Raw genomic sequence first — 18180 nt, forward strand, 5'->3', positions numbered from 1 at the left:
TTCCGACGACCGTCCCCACCCTAGGCGCGCGGGGCCGCACCCCTACCTGTCCCCCGCAGCCGTCAGGCGGACACCCGCTCCGCCCGCCGCAACAGTCCCGCCGCCACGAAACCGCCGGCCAGGACGGCGACGGCGCCGACCAGCTGCCCGGCCCCGAGACCCTCCGAGAGGGACTCCCCCGAGGCCACGGACGAACTGAGCACGGCACCGAGCACGGCCACACCGAGGCCGTTGCCGAACTCGGCGAGCGTCCCGTTGATGCCCGCCCCCACCCCGGCCCGCTCCGGGGGTATCGCGCTCATGATGGCGTGCGCCATGGCCGGGTTGGCGACCGCGCACCCCGCGCCGATCAGCAGCAGTCCGGCCAGCGTGCCGGCGTAGCCGCCGGTGTCGATCTCGGCGATGGCCACCAGACCCGCCGACATCAGCACCATGCCGAGCGCGATCGACCCCGGCGTGCCCAGCCGGGCCGACCACTTCGCGGCGATGCCGGTGAAGTTGAGCGCCACCACCGTCAGCGCCAGCGGAGCCGTCCGCAGACCGGCCTCCAACGGCCCGTACCCCAGCACCGACTGCAGGTGCTGGGTCAGCAGGAAGAGCGCGCCGCCCATGCCGAAGGTGATGAGCACGGCCCCGGCCACCGCGCCCGTGAACCGCCGGTCGGCGAAGAAGCGGAGGTCGAGCATGGGCTCGTCGGTCCTGTTCTCCCACCAGGCGAAGGCACCCAGCGCCGGCACGGCGACGGTCGCGGCGCCGAGCACGCGTGCCGAGGTCCAGCCGTGACCGGGCCCGGAGATGATCGCGTACACGAGCGCGGCCATGCCGATGGTGGACAGCAGCGCCCCGAGCAGGTCCGGGCGGTCGCCGCGGGGTGCCTTCGACTCGGGGACGAGGGCCACCACCGCCACCAGAGCGAGCCCCGCCACCGGGAGGTTGATCAGGAAGATCGCGCCCCACCAGAAGTGGTCGAGCACGAAGCCGCCGATCAGCGGGCCGCCCGCGAAGCCCAGGGCGTTGACGGCGCTCCAGATGCCGATCGCCTTCGGCTGCTCCTCGGGCGCGAAGATCTGCATGGCCACGGCCAGGGTGGTGGTCAGCAGCAGCGCGCCGCCGACGCCCATGCCGGCCCGGGCGGCGATCAGCTGGGGCGTCGAGTCGGCCAGGCCCGCCACCAGGGAACCGATCCCGAACAGGGCGAGCCCGGCGATCAGCATCTTCTTGCGGCCGTAGCGGTCGGCCGCGCTGCCCGCGGTGAGCAGCAGCCCGGACTGGACCAGCGAGTAGGCGTTGATCATCCACTGGATGTCGGAGGTCGCCGCGTGCAGTTCGCGGGTCAGCGACGGGATGGCGACGTTCAGGACGGTGTTGTCGAGCAGCACGGTGAGCTGCGCGAGGCAGATGACGCCGAGGATCAGCCAGCGCTGGGGATGACCGGGCGGGCCGGCTGGGCCCGTTGGGACGGTCGGGCCGGGGCGGCCTTGGGGAGCGGACATGTTGTACACCGTATAGCGAGCGCTATACGGTGTACAACGTAGTTTCCGGTCAGCCGGACGTCGTCGCGCGCGTGAGGTCGTAGAAGGTCGCCGAACCCGCCGTCACCTTCTTGAAGTTGCTCTGCACCCAGGAGCTGATCTGCGAGGACGTGCCGCTGTTCCCGCCGCCGCCCATGCCGCCGCCGGCGATGAAGTAGTGGATCCGCCCGTCCGCCACGTACTTCTTGAACTGGGCCAGGGTCGGCGACGGGTCGGTGCCGTTGAAGCCGCCGATGGCCATCACCGGGTCCCCGGTGGCGAGCTGGTAGCTCGCCGCGTTCTGCGAGCCGACGGACGCGGCCACCCAGGTGTAGTCGGACGCGTTCGTCTCCAGCAGCTTCTTGGCCGCGGCGGACACGCTCGCGCCGTTCAGCAGGCCGCCGGCGCCACCGCCGCCGCCCATGCCGCCCTCGCCCGTCCGGCCGGCGCCGGGAACGCCGCCGCCCGGGAAGCCGTTGGCGTTCTGGCCCGGCTGACCCTGCTGCCCCGGCATGCCGCCGCCCGGGAAGCCGTTGCCCTGCGGGTTCTGGCCCTGCGGGTTCTGGCCCTGCGGGTTCTGGCCCTGCGTACCGCCGTTGGCGTTGCCGTTGCCGTTCTGCTGGTTCTGGCCCGGCATGCCGCCGGGGAACCCGCCGCGCATACCGCCACCACCAGGACCCCCGCCCCGGCCGCCCATCGTGCTGGCGCCGGCCGGACCGGCCGTGACGATCGAGCCGCTGTGGCCCTGCTGGAGCGTGCTGAGCGTGTACGCCGTCGGCCCGGCCAGCGCGGCCACGAGGCCCACCGCCGCCGCCCCGAGGGCGAGCCGCCGCGGGATACGGCCGGCGAAGATCAGACCGAGCGCGGCGGCCAGACCGCCGACCAGCACCAGCCACTTCAGCCAGGGCAGGTAGTCGGAGGTGCGGTCGAGCAGCACGTATCCCCAGGCCGCCGCCGCGACCACGGAGGCGGCGAGGGTGATCGACGCCCACGTCTCCCGCCGCTTCTCCCACAGCAGCCCGGCACCCATGCCGGTCACGGCCGCGAGGTAGGGGGCGAGGGCCACGGTGTAGTACTGGTGGAAGATGCCCGCCATGTAGCTGAAGACGGCCGTGGTCATCAGCAGGGAGCCGCCCCAGACGAGGAACGAGGCACGGGTGACCGACGTCCGCTTCCGCTTCCCGGTGGCCACGAGACCCGCGGCCAGCAGGATCAGCGCGGCAGGCAGCAGCCAGGAGATCTGGCCGCCGACCTCGGAGCCGAACATGCGGTCCCAGCCGGTCTCGCCCCACATGCCGGTGCCGCCACCGCCGCCGACGCTGCCGGTCTCCTCGCCGTTCAGCCGGCCGAGTCCGTTGTAACCGAAGGTCAGCTCCAGGAAGCTGTTGTTCTGGGAACCGCCGACGTACGGGCGGGAGGAGGCCGGCCACAGCTCCACGACCGCGACCCACCAGCCGCCGGACACGACCAGCGCGAGCGTCGCGGCGGCCAGCTGCCCGAAACGCCTCTTCAGCGGCACCGGCGCGCAGACCGCGTACACGAGCGCGAGCGGCGGCAGGATCAGGAACGCCTGGAGCGTCTTGGCGAGGAACGCGAAACCGATCGCGGCACCCGCCCACACCAGCCACTTCGTCCGGCCGTCCTCGACCGCCCGCACCACCAGGTAGCAGGCCACGGCCATCAGCAGCGCCAGCATGGCGTCCGGGTTGTTGAACCGGAACATCAGCGCCGCCACCGGGGTGAGCGCGAGTACCGCGCCCGCGATCAGACCGGGCACCGGGCCGAAGCGGCGGCGCACCCCGCCGTACACGACGGCGACCGTCGCCACCCCCATCAGCACCTCGGGCGCGAGGATCGCCCACGAGTGCAGGCCGAAGACCCGCACCGACAGCTCCATCGGCCACAGCGAGGCCGGGGGCTTGTCGACGGTGATGGCGTTGCCCGCGTCCAGCGAGCCGAAGAAGAACGCCTTCCAGGACCTGCTGCCCGCCTGCACGGCCGCCGAGTAGAAGGAGTTGGCGTAACCGGAGGCGCTCAGGTCGTACAGGTACAGCAGGAGGGTGGTGGCCAGCAGCCCGAGGAAGGCGGGGCGCGCCCAGCGCGGGTCCTCGGGCCGGCCGCGCCACAGCCGGCGGGCGAAGGGCCGTCCGGGCTCGCCGGCCTCCGGAGCACGCGGGGGAGCGGCCGGGGGCGGGCCCCAGGCGGTGGCGCCGGCCTGCTCGCCGGCCGGCTGGTCGTAGTGGGTGGTCATCGGGGGTCCCCCGGCTCTGTGTCGTGGGGGCGCACCGGCTGCAGCCGCAACGTGGCGTCCCTCCGGTTGCCGTCCGCGGCCTCACCGGCGCGGACCTGGGTGGTCGGGTAGGGGTCGTACGACAGGTGGGGCACCGGGCGGTGCGGGAGCGGCGCGGCCGGCACGGGGCCCGGTACGGAAGGGATGTGGCCGGCGACCACCGGCGAGGCGGCCCCCGCCGGCGAGGCGGCGACCACGGTCGGGGTGGCGACCACCGGCGAGGGGCCGTCGGACTCGGTCCGGTCCGGGAAGACCCAGGCGCGGAAGAGCAGGAAGCGCAGCACGGTCGCCGCGAGGTTGGCGGCGATGAGCACCGCCAGTTCGGTGGAGTGCGCCGGGCTGTCGGTGGCCGCGCCGAGGGCGGCCAGGGAGCCGCTGGTCAGGGCGAGCCCGATGCCGAAGACGACCAGGCCCTGCGCCTGGTGCCGTACGGCCCCGCCGCGCCCGCGCACCCCGAAGGTGAGCCGTCGGTTCGCGGCGGTGTTGGCCACCGCCGAGACCAGCAGGGCGAGCGCGTTGGCGACCTGGGAGCCGGAGAACTGCCGGAAGACGCTGTAGAGCGCCAGGTAGAACAGCGTCGACAGACCGCCGACCACGCAGAACCCGACGAGCTGACGGGCCAGTCCCCGCGGCACGTCGGGCAGTTCGCGGTCCCTGGGGTCGTCGCCGAAGGGCCGGGCCAGCCGGTCCAGCGACAGCGAACCGGTGGTCAGCGCCTTGCCGACCCGCCAGACGCCCTTGAGGTCGTCGGTGGCGGTCCGCACGATGCGCACGGTGGAGTCGGGGTCGTCGACCCAGTCGACCGGCACCTCGTGGATGCGCAGCCCGGCCCGCTCGGCGAGGACGAGCATCTCGGTGTCGAAGAACCAGCCGGTGTCCTCCACCAGCGGCAGCAGCGCCTGCGCCACGTCCCGCCGGATCGCCTTGAAGCCGCACTGCGCGTCGGAGAAACGGGCCTGGAGGGAGCCGCGCAGGATCAGGTTGTAGGCCCTGCTGATGAACTCCCGCTTGGGGCCGCGCACGACCCGGGAGCTACGGGCGAGCCGGGAGCCGATGGCGAGGTCCGAGTGGCCGGAGATGAGGGGAGCCACCAGCGGCAGCAGGGCGTTGAGGTCGGTGGACAGGTCGACGTCCATGTAGGCGAGGATCGGCGCCTCGGACGCGGACCACACGGTCCTCAGGGCGCGGCCGCGGCCCTTCTGCTCCAGCCGGAAGGTGGCGACCTCCGGGATCTCCGCCGCCAGCCGTGCCGCCACCAGGGGGGTGCCGTCCGTGGACGCGTTGTCCGCGACGGTGATGCGGAAGGCGTACGGGAAGGTCCGCGTGAGGTGCTCGTGCAGTCTGCGGACGCACGGCCGGAGGTCCTTCTCCTCGTTGTAGACGGGGATCACTACGTCCAGGACAGGCGTTCCGGCGTCTGCGGCCGGGAGGTGCTCCCGCGCCGGCAGGGTGCCGGGAGAAGAGTCGGTTCGCATGGGACCGACTTTCGTCAAGTGCCCTGTCGCGCCCATGTGGTGGGACTGTGCTGTGCCTGTGAGTGCGGGGCCCGGTCGTCCGTCGTCCTCGCCACGGGCACCGGCCGGGGCCCGGCGGGGCCGAGCGCGGGCAGGTGCACGGTGAAGACCGTGCGTCCCGGGACGCTGTCCACGGTCACGGCACCGCCGTGCGCGGCCGCGACGGCCTGCACGATCGCGAGTCCGAGCCCGGTGGACCCGGTGGCCCTGGAGCGCGCGGAGTCGCCCCGCGCGAACCGCTCGAAGACGTGCGGCAGCAGCTCGTCCGGGATCCCCGGTCCGTTGTCCTCGACGTCGACGCACATCCACGTGCCGCGTCGCTGGACGCGCGCGATCACGGTGGTGCCGGGCGGGGTGTGCTTGCGGGCGTTGCCCAGCAGATTGACCAGCACCTGCTGGACCCGGGCCGCGTCCGCCGAGACCAGGGCCGGCTCGTCGGGCAGGTCGAGGCGCCAGCTGTGGTCCATGCCGGCCGCGCGGGTGTCGCTGACGGTGTCGACGACCAGCGGGATCAGATCGGTCTGCTCGAACTGGAGCGGCCGGCCGGCGTCGAGCCGGGCGAGCAGCAGCAGGTCCTCGACGAGCAGGGTCATCCGGCCGGCCTCGGACTCGATCCGGCCGAGGGCGTGCCGGGTGTCGGGGCCGACGCGCTCGCGTCCGCGCCGGGTGAGTTCGGCGTAGCCGCGGATGGAGGCGAGCGGGGTCCTGAGCTCGTGGCTGGCGTCGGCCACGAACTGCCGTACCCGCGTCTCGCTCTGCTGGCGGGCGTGCAGGGCGCCGTGGACGTGGTCCAGCATGCGGTTCAGCGCGGCGCCGACCTGGCCGACCTCGGAGTGCGGGTCGCACTCCGAGTCGGGGACGCGCTCGCTGAGGTTCACCTCGCCGGTGTGCAGGCGGAGTTCGGCGACCCGGGTGGCGGTGTGGGCGACCCTGCGCAGGGGGCGGGTGGCGACGCCGACCAGCACGTACCCGGCGATGCCGGCGGCGACCAGACCGGCGGCGGTGACGCTGACCTCGACGAGGATCAGGGTGTCGATGGTGTTGTCGACGCCGGACGTCGGTATGGCGACGTAGAAGGAGCCGTTGTCGCCCGTGCGGTACTCGACCCGGTACCGGCCCTCCCCGGGAATGTCGACGGTGTGCTGCTGACCGTCCACCCGCGGGACGGACCGGAGGGCGGCGAGCTGCTCGCCGGTCAGCGCCCTGGCGCTCATCTGGAGGTCGCTGGCGGACTTCTCACCGCGCTTGGCGTCGGTGATGACACCGTTCTCGACCTTGGCCGCGATGGTGCCCTGGGGCTGCGGACCCACGGTGACGAACGCGGCGAGCTCGGTGGGGTGCTTCCCGAACGACTGCCCGCCCGGTACGGCACCGCCGCGCGGCCGCTGCCCCGGGGGCCCGAAGGAGCCCGAGGCGCGCGAGGCCACCTCGTTCAGCTGCCCGTTGAGCTGCTCGTTCAGATGGCTGCGCAGGGCCAGCGTGGTCACCGTGCCGATCACCGCGCACACCACCGCGATCAGCACGACGGAGGCGACGACGAGCCGTGTCCGCAGGGTGCGCGGCTGTCCGGCCCGGCGCTTCCGCGGACGCGTCCGCCGTCGCCCGCTCATGACACGGCGGACTTGATCAGGTAGCCGGCCCCGCGCCGGGTGTGGATCATCGGCTCCCGGCCGGCGTCGATCTTCCGGCGCAGGTACGAGATGTACAGCTCGACCACGTTGGCCTGCCCGCCGAAGTCGTAGCTCCAGACCCGGTCCAGGATCTGCGCCTTGCTGAGCACGCGCCGCGGGTTGCGCATGAGGAAGCGGAGCAGCTCGAACTCGGTGGCGGTGAGGTGGATGGACTCGCCGGCCCGCGAGACCTCGTGGCTGTCCTCGTCGAGGGTGAGGTCCCCGACGACGAGGACGGACTCCGAGCGCCGGTCGGCGGCGCCGGACCTGCGGATGAGTCCGCGCAGCCGGGCGACGACCTCCTCCAGGCTGAACGGCTTGGTGACGTAGTCGTCGCCGCCGGCGGTGAGCCCCGCGATACGGTCCTCCACCGCGTCCTTGGCGGTCAGGAACAGCACCGGTACGTCCGGCAGTTCGCGGCGCAGCCGCCCGAGGACGGCGAGTCCGTCCATGTCCGGCAGCATCATGTCGAGCACCACGGCGTCGGGCCGGAACTCGCGGGCCGTCCGGACGGCCCCCTGCCCGTCCCCCGCGCTCCTGATCTGCCAGCCCTCGTAACGAAGAGCCATGCTCAGCAGTTCGGTGATCGACAGCTCGTCGTCCACCACAAGCACGCGGACGGGGCTCCCGTCCGGCCTCAGCAGTTCGGTGCGCCCCTGGGGCGAGGTCGTGGTCATGGTGCACACCATGTCGGGGCCCTCTGAGAGGAGGCTTTCCCCCGTCTGTGATTTTTCTGAGAAACCCCAGGCGTCTCTCCGGGATCCTCCTGGCAGCCCGTCAGAAAAGCCCCTCCTGCTCCCGCTTCCGCCTGAACTCCCTTGCGGGCAGGGTGAGTCCGTCGACCGGGCCGGCCGTGGGCGTCAGCTCCCAGCCGGCCATCAGACGGGTATCGAGGACGACGACACCCCGCGCGCCGACGGCGAGATGCAGATCGGGACCGGCGGCGGCGACCAGCTCACCGCTCAACGCCCCGCCCGGCACCAGTTCCACGACCTCACCGAGCGCCGCCGGGACGCCGTCCAGCCCGAAGACCCGGACGTGATCGACGACTTCGCACGGCGCCGGACGCAGCGACTCGGGCCACCCGGCGAGCGCGGTGGCCCGCGCGTGCAGCTCCCGCACCTCGGCGGCGCGGTCCGCCTCCGCCACCGGCAGCGCCGACCGCACCGCCCGCTTCTCGGCGTACGGGATCCGGTCGGGCACCCGCAACGCGGCCCGCAGCAGCTCCTCGGTGCGCCGGGCGGCCATCAGCGGGCCGGAGCCGAGCCAGCTGAAACAGACGGCACCCTGCTCCAGCAGCCGGGCCGGGCCGCGCTCGACGGCGGTGATGCCGACCTTGACCATGCCGGGACCGAACCAGGCCAGGTAGACGCGGTACGGGCGGGGGTCGTCGGCCAGGGTGTCGGCGGCCACGGAGTGCGCCCGGTCCAGCCGCGCGCACTCCTCGCAGCGGGCCCCCGTACTCCGCCCCGGCACGGCGGCCCGCACCGGACAGGCGTGCCCCCGCGCCCCCGTGCACGTCCGCCCGCCCGCCTCCGGCACCGCGAAGGCGACCCGCTTCCCCCGGGGCAGCGCACTGCGCCGCCCGCCGTCCCACACGAGCACGGGGCCGTCCACGTCCCACCGCAGCCCCGAGCACTTCCACATCCGCGCCATCACCCACGAGGGTAGGACCGGGTACTGACAACGGGACGGGAGCGGCCGCCGGGGCTACGGGTGGCCGGGGCCCGGAGCCGCGACCCCGTGGACGGTGCCGTCACTCGACGGGTGACAGCGGGACCGATTCGGCGCGGATCGGCGCCGGGGCGGCGGCGGGTGTCACGGCCAGTGATCGGCGTCCGCGGCCCGCGAGGCGGCAGCCCACGCAGCCCGGGTGGCCCGCGCGGGCCTCCGTGTCGCGGGTCCGCATGCCCCACTCGCCGCGGGGCCGTACGCCCGGCGGCTTGCCCCAGCCGGTGAGGTGGAGGAACCACGTCACCAGGGCGCTCACCGCCACCACCGCCAGCCCCGCACCGATCAGCGGCACCGAGGCGGCGCAGACCCCCCACCCCGCCACAGCGCTTCCGAGTGTGGCGATACCGACACCGGTCCAGCCGGCGATCGTGTGACCCTCGTCGTACAGACTCATGGAGCCGCCTCCAGGGAAGAGATTCCCTCACGCACTAAGAAGTTTGGCTCTCCGAATATCTCACGAACTAAGGGATTCCGAAAGATGCACGGCACGCCCCGACCGCCCGCCACCCCGGCCCAGGCGCTGTCGGCGATGGACCACCTCATCGCCGCCCACCTGATCGGCCAGCAGGAGCTGGCCCGGCGGCTGGGCCTGAACGTCACGGACCTCACGTGCTTCGCCTTCGTCCTGGAGGCCGGGGAGAACCTGCTCACCGCCGGTGATCTCGCGGCCCGCGCCCACGTCACCACCGGCGCGGTGACGGGCATCCTGAACCGCCTGGAACGCGCCGGATACGTCACCCGCCGCCCCGACCCCGCGGACCGCCGCCGGGTGCGCGTGGCCGCCGTACCGGCCGCCGTCGCCCGCGTCGAGGCGGTGTACGCGGGCCACTACGAGCGCCTGACGGTGCTGTTCGCCGACTACTCCGCGGACGAACTGGCGATCATCACGGACTGGTTCACCCGGGCCACCGCCCTGGCCCACGAGTACCTGGAGAAGCTGAACCGGAACGATCCCGAGGAGGAGTGCTGAGCCGCTCCCCCGCCTTTGGCCCTCAACACGGGAGCACAGCGAGCTCGACGCCTTCGGGTGCGCCGGCCGCAACGAAGGCCACACCGGCTGACCGAACGGCAAAAGCCAGAGGCCCCGCGGAGTGATCCGCGGGGCCTCTGGTCCTATGTGCACTCGGCAGGATTCGAACCTGCAACCTTCTGATCCGTAGTCAGATGCTCTATCCGTTAAGCTACGAGTGCTTGTTTATTCTGTTTTCCGTCTCCGCTCCCGGCCCTTCCGGCCCGCTCTCGGCGACAGGAAGAACATTACATGACTGCCGCCGTCATGTGAAATCCGATCCGCACACCCCTTGTGACCTGCGAAAACGCCCAGTGGGGGGTGCGGGCCGAGAACGCCGAAGCCCCGGTCCACAGGACCGGGGCTTCGGGATCGGTGCGGAGGCGGAGGGATTTGAACCCTCGATGGGCTTTAAGGCCCAAACCGCATTAGCAGTGCGGCGCCATAGACCGGACTAGGCGACGCCTCCAGCACAACCGCTCACGCGAGCGCGCGATCGGTGCGTGCAGATGATGACACAGTCGGGTGCGGTGTCACCAATCGCCCCCCACGGTACTAGGCAGTCGGGCCGCAGGGCAAAGGGCTTCCCCGTCGGGCGTGCCTGGTGGCGGGGCACGGCGGTGCCGCCGGGTGCGGGAGCCCCCGGGCAGTGGCGCAACGTCCGGCGGGCCGGGGCGTTGGAGAGGGCATGGTTTCCGTTCTGCAGGTCGCCGGGCGCCGCGTCCTCGTGTCGTCCCTCGCCGCCGCCGCCTCCCTCGTCCCGCTCACCGCCGTACCCGCCCTGGCGGCCGGTGCCGCGCCGCCGCCCGTCCGGCCCGAGGACCGGGCCCCGCAGACCGCCCGCCACGGCGGTGATCACCTCACCGTCGTCGTCCGCCACGCCGGCACCGGACGGGACGGCACCTACGACGTGTCCTGTCACCCCGGGGCCGGCCGTCACCCGGACGTGGCCGGAGCCTGCCAGGTGCTCGACACCCACACCCGGTGGGGCCGGGACCCGTTCGCCCCGGTGGACCCCGGCAGCGCCTGCACCATGGTCTACGGCGGGCCGGCCACCGCCCATGTCACCGGCACCTGGGCCGGACACCCGGTCGACGCCTCGTACGACCGCAGCAACGGGTGCGAGATCGGGCGGTGGGACCGGATGGTGCCGCTGCTGCCACGCCTCGGCGCGCAACCCTCCGCGTAGGCCCCCCGGCCACGCCCGCAGGTCCGGCGGGGGACGTCCACGGCACCCGGGGACCCCTCCACCGGCGCCGTGGCCAGCCACGGCGTGCTCCTCGCGGGATCAACGGGGACGTAAAGGTCCCGCGAAGGTACGGCGAAGTCAAAGGGGGCGGTCACGCGTTCGCCGTCACTTCCTCGTGGGACCTCCCTCTCATCCGGCGTCGCAACCGCAACCCGTGCGCTTAGACTCCCTCGCGTGACACGTCGCGGGCCGGTTGGCAAGATGGCCCGAGCGGTCGGCAAGGTGCGGTAACAGGGAGGAAGCGTCTCGTGAGCAGCAGGCCATCCCGAGGCGCTGCTCGCCTCGCAGCCATACTCGACGCGCTGCCGGACGCGTTGGTCCTGGTCAACGCCAACGGCACCGTCGTCAACGCCAACACCATCGCGCTGGAGGCGTTCGAGGCACCGGGGACCGCGCTCGTGGGGCGCGGGCTGCTCGATCTGCTCCCGCAGTTCGACTCCAGGCTCATCCCCGGATCGATGCGGCGGCCCGATCACATGGACCCGCGCGGACGGACCAAGCCGACGCGGATGATCGCCCGGCGCACCGACGGGAGCGAGTTCCCGGTCGAGGTCACGAGCGCGAACCTGGAGAACGGGCAGCAGGCGTACGACGGTTACGGCTACACCGGCGACGAGCTGCTGATGCTCGTCGTACGGGACCTGTCCGGGACCGTCGACACCGAGGCGGAGCTGGCCCGCTCCCAGCGGCAGACCGAGATGATCCTGCGCGCGGCGGCGGAGGGCGTCGTCGGCACCGACACCGACGGGCGGATCGTGCTCGTCAACCCGGCCGCCGCGCAGATACTGGGATACCGGGCGGGCGAACTGGGCGGCAAGGAGCTGCACACCCTCGTGCTGCACTCCCGCGCCGACGGGTCCCCCTTCCCGTACGACGAGTCGCCGCTCGCCGACACCCTGCGCTCCGGGCGCAAGCACCGGGTGCGCGGGCAGGTGCTGTGGTCCAAGGGCGACGAGCAGGTCTCGGTCGACCTGACCACCGCGCCGGTGCGCGACGGCGACCAGCTCGTCGGCGCCGTCATGACCTTCACCGACCGGCGGCCGTACGACACCCTCGTCGAGGAGAAGGACGCGCTGGAGAAGGCGCACGCCGACGAGCTGGAGCGGCTGTCCGAGGAGCACGCCTCCGACCTGACCGCGCTGCGCCAGCAGCACGTCAGCGAGCTGGAGGAACTCGACGAGAAGCACGCGGAGGCGCTGGCGGCGGGCGAGGAGCGGTACGCCGCGCTCGCCGAGCGGGAGAAGGACCGGTTCGACGCCCTGGCCGGACGGCACGAACAGCTGCTCACCCTGCTCGGGCACTCGCTGCGCGGGCCGCTGGACCAGCTGCGCCGCGAGCTGTCCGCCCTGGCCGCCGACGACGCCGGACAGCTGTGGCCCGAGGCCAACCAGGTCCTGCACCACCTCTCGGCCGGCTACTCGCGGATCACGACCCTGATCGACAACGTCCTCGGGTACCAGCGGCTGGACGCGGGCGCCGACGACGTCACCCGGACGAAGGTGATGCTGGACGCGGTCGTCGCCGCCGGTGTGGACGGGGCGGTGGAGCTGATCGGTCCCGGCCGGGTGCAGTTCGCGGTGCACGCGCCGCCCATCGAGGCCGAGGTCGACCCGCAGCGTCTCGCCACCGCGCTCGCCCACCTGGTGGCGGACGTGGCGGGTGTCGACGCGACCGGCAACACGCCCTTGTCGGCGGGCGGTTACCTCGACAACACCGTCGTGGTCGCCGCCGCCCAGCGCGGCGAGGTGGCGCGGATCGAGGTGCGCGGGCCGTACGCCGGGGGAGACCCGGTGCACGAGCCGATCGTGCGCGGCATCGTGCGCGCCCACGGCGGCGTGCTCCAGACGCACGACGTGCCGGGCATGAGCGGCAGCGCGTACGTGCTGGAGGTGCCGCTCGGCGGTGGCGCCGGTGCGGTCGCCGCGCAGCTTCCGGCCGCGCTCGAGCGGGCGCCGCAGGAGTCCTCGCCGGTCGAGCCGGGCGGTTCGGCCGGCGGCAGGCGGCGGGCCAGGCGGTCCTCGACGGACGCCTTCCTGGAGAGCGAGATGCCGGGCGCCGGTGAGGCGGCCGGTGACACCGAGGCGCCCACGCCGACGGGCCGGCGCCGCCGGCGCGCCGGTGCGCCCGCCGACGAGGTCGTGGCGGTTCCCGCCGAGAGCCCGGAGAGCGCGTCCGGTGGCACCGGGCGCCGTCGCGGGCGTCCCGCCGAGATCGCCGGCGGCACCGGTGACGGCCAGGGTGTGACCGAGGGTGCCGTGGTGACCGCGGCCGAGCACGCCGCCGGGGCCGCCGCCTCCCACACGGGACTGGGCGGTGCCGTACCGCCGCAGGGCGTCCCCGTGCCCACGACGGGCCACCGTGCCCTCCCCGACGCCGACGCACCGCAGGCGGCCCTGCCGCCCGCCCTGCCCGCGGCCGGTGCGGAGCCGGTGCCCGCGGAGGCCGGCACGACCGAGGACGCGCAGCCGACCGGACGGCGCCGGCGCGCGCTGGCCGCCGCGGCCGAGCGTGCCGCGGCCCAGGAAGCGGAGGCGGCCGGCGCCCGTACGGTCTTCGCGCTGCCCCCGGCCGACGCGGACCGCTCACCGGAGTCCGTCGGCACGGTCGCCGTGCCCGACGGGGTGCGACGCCGAACCCGGCCGCCGCGGCTCCGGGTACGCCCGTGGGTCCCGGTGTGCCGGCCGACCGCACAGGTGCCGGTGTGCCGGTCGGCCCGAGCACCGGGGCGCCGGTGGGTCCGGGTGCCGCCGTCGTGAACGGTCCCGGCGCCGGTGTGCCCGTGGAGCCCGGTGCCGCTCCCGCTCCGGTGGCGGGGGTAATGCCCGGACCGGCGCAGGTGCCCGCGCAGCCGCCGGTGTCCGTCGGGGCACCGGCCGGGGACGACGGCCGCCACGACGCCGTACCGCTCGGCCAGGACGAGGACCACACCCCGCCGCAGCCGCATCCCACCACTGCCCCCACGGGCCGGCGCCGCCGGGCCGTGGCCCAGCCCGCCGAGGACGCCCAGCCGGTGGCGCCCGCGCCCGAACAGGGCGTGCCGGGACAGGTCGCTCCCGCTGCGGCCGCGGTCCAGGGCACCGCGCCCCAGGCCGTCCCGGTCGTGCCCGCCCAGGCCGCCCCCGGCCAGGGCGTTCCGGCGGCTCCCGCCCAGGTCGCGCCGGCAGTCCCCGGCCAGGCGGGCCCGGTCGCACCCGCCGGCCGGACGCCCGCACCGGCCCCGGTCGCCGCGCAGCCGATGCCCGGCACCGGGCCCACCGCCCAGCCCGCTGCCGACGTGCCCGGCCGGCAGGTGGCCGTCGCCGAGCCCTCTGTTCCCGCGCAGGGCACCGCCGGCCAGTCCGTGCCGGCCCCCCGGCCCAGGCGCAGCAGGCCCCCGCGGCACAGCCCGGCACCCCGCCGGCCGGTACCCCGGTGGCTCCGCCGGCCGCACAGCCGCTGCCCGCCGAGTCGGCCACCGGCCGGACGCCCGCGGCCACCGTGCCCCAGCAGTGGCCCGGTTCCGGTGACACCTCCGGCGCGGGTACGCCCGTATCGCGGGTGAACCCGGCCGGCACCCCCGCCGCGGGCACCGCGCTGCCCGCCGAGCACACCGGCACCCCGCCGCAGCGGGCCGCGCAACCGCTCCCCGCCGAGGCCTCGGCGGACCCCAACTCGACCCAGGGCAGGGCGATCAGCGTCCGCACGCTGGGACAGGGCGTGCCGTTCGCGCGGCAGGCCGCGCAGGTGCAGCAGCCCACGGCCACCCCGCCCCCGCACACCCCGGGCGGTTCGGGCCGGCGCCGCAAGCTGGGCACACCGCCGGACCCGGCCACCCGGCCGGAGCCGCAGCCGGAGCAGGGCGCCCGGCCGCACCCGGCCGCCGAACAGCCCTCGCTCGGCGGGCAGGTGCCCGTGCCGCAGCCCTCGCTCGGCGGCCAGGCGCCCGTCTCCCCGCCGTCGCTCGCCGGGCAGTCCCGGCTCGTCCCGGGCACGGAGGGCGCCGGACGGTCGTACGCCATAGGCGCACCCGAGCCGAACTCGGCCGAGGGGCCCGAGCCGCTGGACGGTCCCGGCGGTGCCGTCGAGGTGGCGGACACCCCGCGGCCGCAGCCGCTCGACGACGAGCTGCCCCCCGAGCCGCTGGACAACCCGCGGCGGCTGCTGGTGTGGCCCGCGCCGGACGTGACGACCCAGCAGGCGCTGAGCGACCGCGGCTACCGGCCCGTCATCGTGCACTCCCGCGAGGAGGTCGACGCGCAGATCGCGGCCTTCCCCGCCGCGCTGTTCGTGGACCCGCTGACCGGGCCGATCACGCGCACGGCACTCCAGTCGCTGCGCCAGGCCGCCGTGGCGGCCGAGGTGCCGGTGCTGGTCACGGCCGGGCTCGGGCAGGCGACCCGGGAGGCGGCGTACGGCGCCGACCCGGCCGTGCTGCTGAAGGCGCTCGCGCCGCGGGACTCCGAGCAGCATCCGCCGCGGGTGCTGCTCATCGAGGAGCACGCGGAGATCGCGCTGGCGCTGACCTCGACGCTGGAGCGGCGCGGGATGCAGGTGGCGCGGGCCGCGAACGACAACGACGCGGTGACGCTGGCGGGGCAGTTCCGGCCGAACCTCGTGGTGATGGACCTGATGCAGGTGCAGCGGCGGCAGACCGGCGCCACCGGGATCATCGACTGGCTGCGTGCGAACGGCCAACTCAACCGCACGCCGCTGGTCGTCTACACCGCCGCCGTCGACCAGGCCGACCTGCCCCGGCTGGCCTCGGGCGAGACGGTGCTGTTCCTCGCGGAGCGGTCCACCAGCGCCGAGGTGCAGGACCGGATCGTCGACCTGCTCGCACGGATCGGGACCAACTAGCCGCCTCCCGGGCGCCGGTGCGGGCCGGCGGCCGGGTCGGCGCGGCCGTCGCCGTACCGCTGTTCCGGCTCGGCGGACACGTCCTGGTGGCCCTGTTCGCCTACGTTGTCGCCGGTTTCGCCGGCGGCGCCCCGGCCTTCGGCCACTGGGGCTGGACAGGAGTCTGCGCCGTGGCAGGAGCATGACTGACCCTGGACTGGGCGAGCACGGCCCTGGGGAGCGGCCGCCGCCCGGCTTCGCGCTGACCGGGGGCGAACACCCGGCCCCGCGGTGACCGGGGGCGGACGTCCGGCCTCGTGATGAGCCGTCGGCGCGATCTGAGCCGGCGGGGGCAGTCCCGGCGATCGGTCGGCGGGATGCGGCGTTCGGGCCGTCGGCTGGACCGCCGCATCGTCCGGGGCGCCCGCCAAGACGGCGGGCCGGGACGGGCGATCGGCCGCGCGCTGGCCGATCAAGCGGTGAGTGAGCCGTGCGGGCTCCGGGCCGGACCGCGTGCCGGGCATCCGGCACGACGGTCGGGCGGGGCGGGCGCCTCCCGCAGTCGCAGGGCTTTCGGGGCAGCGGCGGGAGCCGTGCGGATGCCGCGGATGCCCTCGGGGGCGGCGCGGGGCAGCGGGCCGCCGCCCCGGGAGCGTCCTGGCGGGTGGCCGTGTGCAGATCGCCGCGAGCCACCGGGCAGCGGGTGCCGCCCGGTGGCTCGGGGTGTGATCAGAGGTTGGTGACGTCCAGCTGGCCGTCCGCGTACTGGCGGCGGAGCACCTTCTTGTCGAACTTCCCGACGCTCGTCTTCGGCACCGCCTGGACCAGCGTCCAGCGCTCGGGCAGCTGCCACTTGGCGATGCGGGCCTCCTCGGCGAGGAAGACGCGCAGGCTCCGGAAGTCGGCCGTGGCGCCCTCCCTGAGGACGACCGTGGCCAGCGGACGCTCGCCCCACTTGTCGTCGGGCACGGCGACCACGGCGGCCTCGGCCACGTCCGGGTGGGACATCAGCGCGTTCTCCAGCTCGACCGAGGAGATCCACTCGCCGCCGGACTTGATGACGTCCTTGGCGCGGTCGGTGAGGGTGAGGAAGCCGTCGGCGGAGATGGTGCCGACGTCACCGGTCTTCAGCCAGCCGTCCTCACTGAACTTGTCGGCGGGGCGCAGCGGTTCGGCGTCGGGGCCGTTGTAGTAGGCGCCCGCGATCCACGGCCCGCGGACCTCGAGTTCGCCGGCCGACTCGCCGTCCCAGGGCAGGCGCTCGCCGCCGGGACCGGTGAGGCGGGCCTCGACACCGGCCGGGAAGCGGCCCTGGGTGAGGCGGTAGGAGAGCTCCTCGTCCGTGCCGACCGCGTGGGCCGGGGGCCGGGCCACCGTGCCGAGCGGGGAGGTCTCCGTCATGCCCCAGGCGTGACAGACCCGCATGCCGAGCGCGTCGAAGGCCTCCATGAGGGAGGGCGGGCAGGCCGAGCCGCCGATGGTGACCTGGGTGAGGGAGGAGACGTCGCGCGGCTTCGCGTGCAGCTCGGCGAGCAGGCCCTGCCAGATGGTCGGGACGGCCGCCGCGTGGGTCGGCCTCTCCCGCTCGATCATCTCGGCGAGCGGCGCGGGCTGCAGGAAACGGTCGGGCATCAGCATGTTGACACCGGTCATGAACGTGGCGTGCGGCAGGCCCCAGGCGTTGACGTGGAACTGCGGCACCACGACCAGCGAGGTGTCCTGGTCGGTCAGCCCCATCGACTGGGTCATGTTGACCTGCATGGAGTGCAGGTAGATCGAACGGTGGCTGTAGACCACGCCCTTGGGATCGCCGGTGGTGCCGGAGGTGTAGCACATGGCGGCGGCCTGGCGTTCGTCCAGCTCCGGCCAGTCGTAGCTGGTGGGCCGGCCGGCGATCAGTTCCTCGTACTCGTGGACCCGGACGTGCGTGCCGTCCAGCGGGGCGCGGTCACCGGGCCCCGAGACGACGACGTGCTCGACGGTCGGGAGCTTCGACAGCAGCGGGGCGAGCAGCGGGATCAGCGAGCCGTTGACGATGACGACCCGGTCCGCGGCGTGGTTGACGATCCACACCAGCTGCTCGGCCGGCAGCCGCAGGTTCAGGGTGTGCAGGACCGCGCCCATGGAGGGGATCGCGAAGTAGGCCTCGACGTGCTCGGCGTTGTTCCACATCAGCGTGGCGACCCGGTCGTCCCCGCTGACGCCGAGCTCGTCCCGCAGGGCGTTGGCCAGCTGCACCGCACGCGCCCCGGCCTCGGCGAAGCTGCGCCGCTGCGGCTCGTCCTCCCCGGTCCAGGTGGTGATCTGGGACCGTCCGTGCACCAGCACCCCGTGCGTGAGGATGCGGGTGACGGTCAGCGGTACGTCCTGCATGGTGCTCAGCACGGC

Annotated in this window: 11 protein-coding genes, 2 tRNA genes and 1 pseudogene; 4 read left to right on the top strand and 10 right to left on the bottom strand. The window is 74.2% G+C overall.

The annotated features are described in order from the left end of the window. Positions 1 to 62: 62 nt before the first annotated feature. From N8I86_RS19185 to N8I86_RS19215, 7 genes are all read right to left on the bottom strand, one after another. The gene (locus N8I86_RS19185; protein WP_263278300.1) at positions 63 to 1493 is read right to left on the bottom strand and encodes an MFS transporter; all 1431 of its coding nucleotides are present in this window, start codon (positions 1491 to 1493) and stop codon (positions 63 to 65) included. Between the two features lie 49 nt (positions 1494 to 1542). Then, complete coding sequence (locus N8I86_RS19190; RefSeq protein WP_263278301.1) at positions 1543 to 3762, bottom strand: ArnT family glycosyltransferase; 2220 nt, start codon at positions 3760 to 3762, stop codon at positions 1543 to 1545. Continuing rightward, positions 3759 to 5276, bottom strand: a complete 1518-nt coding sequence (locus tag N8I86_RS19195) for a bifunctional glycosyltransferase family 2/GtrA family protein (RefSeq protein WP_263278302.1) — start codon at positions 5274 to 5276, stop codon at positions 3759 to 3761. Before N8I86_RS19195 ends, N8I86_RS19190 begins: the two co-directional genes overlap by 4 nt. A gap of 14 nt (positions 5277 to 5290) precedes the next feature. Continuing rightward, positions 5291 to 6925 (bottom strand): sensor histidine kinase, encoded by a 1635-nt coding sequence (locus N8I86_RS19200; protein WP_263278303.1) that lies wholly within the window; start codon positions 6923 to 6925, stop codon positions 5291 to 5293. Further along, on the bottom strand, positions 6922 to 7662 hold the full coding sequence (locus N8I86_RS19205; RefSeq protein ID WP_176985666.1) for a response regulator transcription factor: 741 nt from the start codon (positions 7660 to 7662) through the stop codon (positions 6922 to 6924). The genes N8I86_RS19200 and N8I86_RS19205 overlap by 4 nt, the downstream gene beginning before the upstream one ends. Before the next feature lie 100 nt (positions 7663 to 7762). Next, the gene (locus tag N8I86_RS19210; protein WP_263278304.1) at positions 7763 to 8641 is read right to left on the bottom strand and encodes a DUF2797 domain-containing protein; all 879 of its coding nucleotides are present in this window, start codon (positions 8639 to 8641) and stop codon (positions 7763 to 7765) included. A gap of 100 nt (positions 8642 to 8741) precedes the next feature. Then, entirely contained in the window at positions 8742 to 9113 is a 372-nt protein-coding gene (locus tag N8I86_RS19215) for an HGxxPAAW family protein (RefSeq protein WP_073887072.1), read from the bottom strand. Positions 9114 to 9197: 84 nt separating this feature from the next. Between N8I86_RS19215 and N8I86_RS19220 the strand changes: the two genes are divergently transcribed. Next, positions 9198 to 9689: a MarR family transcriptional regulator gene (locus N8I86_RS19220; RefSeq protein WP_073887092.1), complete on the top strand. Its 492-nt coding sequence runs from the start codon at positions 9198 to 9200 to the stop codon at positions 9687 to 9689. Positions 9690 to 9837: 148 nt separating this feature from the next. Here N8I86_RS19220 and N8I86_RS19225 read toward each other — a convergent pair. Both N8I86_RS19225 and N8I86_RS19230 read right to left on the bottom strand, forming a co-directional pair. Beyond that, positions 9838 to 9910, bottom strand: a tRNA-Arg gene (locus N8I86_RS19225). A 196-nt stretch (positions 9911 to 10106) separates the two neighbouring features. Beyond that, a tRNA-Ser gene (locus N8I86_RS19230) sits at positions 10107 to 10197 on the bottom strand. 219 nt (positions 10198 to 10416) lie between these two features. Between N8I86_RS19230 and N8I86_RS19235 the strand changes: the two genes are divergently transcribed. From N8I86_RS19235 to N8I86_RS19245, 3 genes and pseudogenes are all read left to right on the top strand, one after another. Beyond that, positions 10417 to 10917 (top strand): SSI family serine proteinase inhibitor, encoded by a 501-nt coding sequence (locus N8I86_RS19235; protein ID WP_073887094.1) that lies wholly within the window; start codon positions 10417 to 10419, stop codon positions 10915 to 10917. Between the two features lie 308 nt (positions 10918 to 11225). Continuing rightward, positions 11226 to 15813 (top strand): annotated as a pseudogene (locus tag N8I86_RS19240) (PAS domain-containing protein). A gap of 17 nt (positions 15814 to 15830) precedes the next feature. After that, positions 15831 to 15998 (top strand): hypothetical protein, encoded by a 168-nt coding sequence (locus N8I86_RS19245; RefSeq protein ID WP_263278305.1) that lies wholly within the window; start codon positions 15831 to 15833, stop codon positions 15996 to 15998. A 523-nt stretch (positions 15999 to 16521) separates the two neighbouring features. On the opposite strand, the gene N8I86_RS19250 is transcribed toward N8I86_RS19245, so the two are convergent. Beyond that, positions 16522 to 18165, bottom strand: coding sequence for a long-chain fatty acid--CoA ligase (locus tag N8I86_RS19250; protein WP_263280124.1), 1644 nt, complete (start codon positions 18163 to 18165; stop codon positions 16522 to 16524). Between the last annotated feature and the right edge of the window lie 15 nt (positions 18166 to 18180).

The sequence above is a fragment of the Streptomyces albidicamelliae genome (assembly GCF_025642175.1).
Classification (GTDB): Bacteria; Actinomycetota; Actinomycetes; order Streptomycetales; family Streptomycetaceae; genus Streptomyces; species Streptomyces albidocamelliae.